The organism is Streptomyces sp. YS-3, from assembly GCF_045257485.1.
Classification (GTDB): Bacteria; Actinomycetota; Actinomycetes; order Streptomycetales; family Streptomycetaceae; genus Streptomyces.
Genome location: NZ_JBJHPC010000629.1, coordinates 1 through 3,961 on the forward strand (window position 1 = coordinate 1; position 3,961 = coordinate 3,961).

Annotated in this window: 5 protein-coding genes; all 5 read right to left on the reverse strand. The window is 72.5% G+C overall.

The features are described from left to right. Nucleotides 1–1,068 (reverse strand): histidine kinase dimerization/phospho-acceptor domain-containing protein (locus ACJA3G_RS32145; RefSeq protein WP_406556571.1); only part of this gene is annotated, 1,068 nt, incomplete at its 3' end. Nucleotides 1,069–1,135: 67 nt separating this feature from the next. Next, the gene (locus ACJA3G_RS32150) at nucleotides 1,136–1,873 is read right to left on the reverse strand and encodes a response regulator transcription factor (protein ID WP_406556567.1); all 738 of its coding nucleotides are present in this window, start codon (nucleotides 1,871–1,873) and stop codon (nucleotides 1,136–1,138) included. A gap of 76 nt (nucleotides 1,874–1,949) precedes the next feature. Continuing rightward, entirely contained in the window at nucleotides 1,950–2,852 is a 903-nt protein-coding gene (locus ACJA3G_RS32155) for an amidohydrolase family protein (protein WP_406556568.1), read from the reverse strand. Further along, nucleotides 2,830–3,225, reverse strand: a complete 396-nt coding sequence (locus ACJA3G_RS32160) for an antibiotic biosynthesis monooxygenase family protein (protein WP_406556569.1) — start codon at nucleotides 3,223–3,225, stop codon at nucleotides 2,830–2,832. The genes ACJA3G_RS32155 and ACJA3G_RS32160 overlap by 23 nt, the downstream gene beginning before the upstream one ends. 80 nt (nucleotides 3,226–3,305) lie before the next feature. Continuing rightward, a partial coding sequence (locus ACJA3G_RS32165) for a DUF2797 domain-containing protein (protein WP_406556570.1) occupies nucleotides 3,306–3,961 on the reverse strand: 656 nt, incomplete at its 5' end.

A 3,961-nucleotide genomic window follows, 5' to 3' on the forward strand; every position in this document is an offset into this window, starting at 1 on the left:
GTGCCAGTGGTGCCCCTGCCCGGSCGSCCGGGCATCGCTGACGGCATCCACGACCAACGGGGAGAGATCAGTGCTCTCGTACGAGAGCGGGCGTCCGGCATCGAGCCGGGCGAGCAGCAGCAGATCCTCCACCAGGCCGGTCATCCGCTGGGCCTCGGCCTCGACGCGCCCCAGCGCGTGCCGGGTCGCGGGCCCGACCTCCTCGGTGCCGCGCCGGGTGAGCTCCGCGTACCCCCGGATGGAGGCGAGCGGGGTCCGCAGCTCGTGGCTGGCGTCGGCGACGAACTGCCGTACGCGCGTCTCGCTCTCCTGCCGCGCGGCCAGCGCCGAGCCGACGTGCCCCAGCATCCGGTTGAGCGCCGCGCCGACCTGTCCGACCTCGGTACGGGGATCGGCCTGCGCGTCCGGGACCCGCTCGTGCAGGGCCACCTCGCCGCTGTGCAGGGGCAGTTCGGAGACCCGGGTGGCGGTCGCGGCGACCCGGCGCAGCGGGCGCAGGGCCACGCCGACGATCGCGGCGCCCGCGATCCCGGCGGCGACCAGACCGGCGGCGGTCACCGAGACCACGACCACGATCAGCGTGTTGACGGTGGACTCGACGTCCTTCAGTGGGAAGCCGACCAGCGCCGAGCCGTCCCTCGCCCACTGCGCCCGGTACGAGCCGAGGCCCGGCACCCGGACGGTATGGACGCGGTCGTCCTTGGGCACCGCCGCCAGCGCGGTGATCTGTTCGGCGCTGAGCGCCTTCGGGTCCGGCCGGACCGGCCCGGGCTCCCCCCGGACGCTGATGGCCCCGGCGACGGTCCGCCCGTCGGGTCCGATACGCAGCCCGACCGTACCGAAGGGCTGGCCGGGCGCGGAGACGAAATCCGCGCCGCCGTCGCTGGGCAGGACGTGGTGCGTGCGCTCGACGGCCGGGCGCAGCGCGTCGTCCAGCTGCCGCTGGAGGTTGGAACGCATCCCGATGACCGTGACGGTACCGATCACGGCCGCGACGACCGCGATCAGCGCGACGGCCGAGACGACGAGACGCGTACGAAGGGTCCAGGGCCGGGAGGGGCGGCGAATGAGCCAGACGATCCGGCGGACGGGCCGGGAGGGGCGGCGTTCACTCACCGAGCGGGAGGGGTGGCGCTCACTCACCGGGTTTGATGAGGTACCCGGCCCCTCGCCGGGTGTGGATCATCGGCGACCGCCCCGCGTCGATCTTCCGCCGCAGATACGAGATGTAGAGCTCCACCACGTTGGCCTGGCCGCCGAAGTCGTACGACCAGACCCGGTCGAGGATCTGCGCCTTGCTGAGCACCCGGCGGGGGTTACGCATCAGATAGCGCAGCAGCTCGAACTCCGTCGCGGTGAGGTGGATGTTGACCCCGCCCCGGGTCACGTCGTGGCTGTCCTCGTCGAGGGTGAGGTCCCCGACGACGAGCAGCGACTCGCTCCGTACGGCCGCGCTGCCGGAGCGGCGGATGAGCCCGCGCAGCCGGGCGACCACCTCCTCCAGCGAGAACGGTTTGGTGACGTAGTCGTCGCCACCCGCCGTAAGCCCCGCGATCCGGTCCTCGACCGCGTCCTTCGCGGTGAGGAACAGCACGGGCACGTCGGGGAGTTCGCGCCGCAGCCGCCCGAGCACGGCGAGCCCGTCCATGTCGGGCAGCATGATGTCGAGGATGACCGCGTCGGGCCGGAACTCCCGGGCGGACCGCACCGCACCGGCACCGTCCCCGGCGCTGCGCACCTCCCACCCCTCGTAACGCAGCGCCATCGACAGCAGCTCACTGAGCGGAGCCTCGTCGTCCACGACGAGCACCCGGACAGCGGTCCCGTCCGGCCTCAGCAATTCGGTACGCCCCTGCGGGGAGGTGGTGGTCATGCTCACCACCCTGTGAGCGGCCCCTGAGAACGTCCTTGCGCGTTCCTGTGAATTCCCTGAGAAAGGGTCGCTCCCCTCAGAGCCCGGGGCTCGGCAGGCCGAACAGCCGGGCGCCGTTGCCGTGGCAGACGCCCCGCAGCCACGCGTCCCCCAGCCCGAGCCGTTCCAGGGATTCGAGCTGGTGGAGATAGCCGTACGGGATGTTGGGGAAGTCCGACCCGAGCAGCACCCGCCCGCCCAGGTCCCGCAGCCGGGGCAGCGCGTCCACCGGGAAGGGCGCGAACCGCTCGCTGAAGTCGGTGAACGCCATGGTGGTGTCGAGCATGACCCCCTCGTACGCGTCGGCCAGCGCCATGAAGTCCGCGTACTCCGGCATCCCCATGTGCGCCACGACCAGCCGCAGCCGGGGGTGCCGGGCGAGCAGCCGCGCGACGGGTTCGGGCCCGGTGTGCTTGCCGGGCGCGGGCCCGGAGCCGCAGTGCGCGACGACGGGCACGGCGGCCTCGGCGAGCAGGCCCCACACCGGGTCGAGCAGGGGGTCGTTCGGGTCGTAACCCCCCACCTGGACATGCGCCTTGAAGACCCGGGCCCCGGCGTCGAGCGCCTCCTCGACGTACGCGCCGGCCCCCTCCTCCGGGAAGAAGGTGGAGGTGTGCAGACAGCCGGGCGTGCGGCGCGCGAAGTCCACGGCCCAGCCGTTGAGCCAGCGGGCCATGTCCGGCTTGTGCGGGTAGAGCATGGCCGTGAACGCGCATACGCCGAACTCCCCCAGCAGCTCGATGCGCCGCGCCTCCTCCTCGCGGTACGCGATGGGCCACTCCACACCGGTGAGGGGCCCGACGGAGTCGAAGTAGGCCCAGACCTTCCTCAGGACGCGGTCGGGCATGAAGTGGGTGTGCACGTCGACGAGGCCGGGCAGTCCGAGCCGGGCGGAGAACTCCCGAACGAGAGCGGCTTCAGTGACCGGCAAGGCTGTCACCGTCGCGGCCGGGGCCGGCCTCACCGCTGTCGCGCTGGAAGCTGTAACTCCGCTCGACCTTGGCGACATGGGTGCTGTAGCTCTCGTACCACTCGGCGCGCCCGCGCCGCTGGGCGCGCTGGTGCTCCAGGCGGGAGCGCCAGGCGACGATGGACTCCTCGTCGCGGAAGTACGAGACGGTGATGCCGAGACCGCCCGGGGTGCGGGCGCTCTCGTGTCCGAGGTAGCCCGGTATCTCCTGGACGAGCTTGTCCATGAGGTCGGCCGTCTCGCCGTACCCCCGGTCGCCCTCGGTGCGCAGGGAGGTGAACACGACAGCGTAGTAAGGCGGTTCGATGCCGGCGACGGGACCGGCCACAAGGTGATCGCTCATGCGCCCCACCCTCCGCTGTCATCGGTGAACGTGTCCATACCCCTTACCCGAAGGGATCCAAAGGGGATCCAAGTCTTGACTCAGAAGAGCTGGTCCTGCACGTCAGGGGGGCGCAGGGCCCGGACGGGCACGGTGATCCCGCCGTCGGCGGGGGCGGCGGCGAGCCCCCACCCGCTCATGAGCCGGGTGTCGAGGACGACGACGCGCCCGCCGGCCGCCTCCAGATGGAGATCGGGCCCGGCGACGGCCAGCACGCGCCCGCCGACGACTCCATCGGGCGCCAGCTCGCGCACGACGCCGTGGGCGGGCACGAGGGCGTCGAGCCCGAACAGCGTCCCGTGGTCGACGACACGGCACGGCAGCGCTTCCAGCGACTCGGGCCACCCCCCGAGCCCGACGGTCCGGGCATGCAGCGCCCGCACCTCGTCAGCGCGTTCCCCGGCCCCGGGAAGGGAGGCCCGTACGACTCTCTTCTGCTCGTACGAGACACGGTCGGGCACCCCCAGCGCAGCCCGCAGCAACTCCTCGCACCGCCGCGCGGCCATCAGCGGCCCGCGCCCCAGCCAGGAGAAACAGACGGCCCCCTGCTCCCGCAGCCGCGCCCCCTCCCGCTCCTCGGCGGTGATCCCGACCTTGACGAGTCCGCCCCCGAACCAGGCGAGGTAGACCCGATAGACCCGAGGATCATCAGGCACCCCGTCGGCGGCGACGGACCCAACCCGATCGAGCCGGGCAC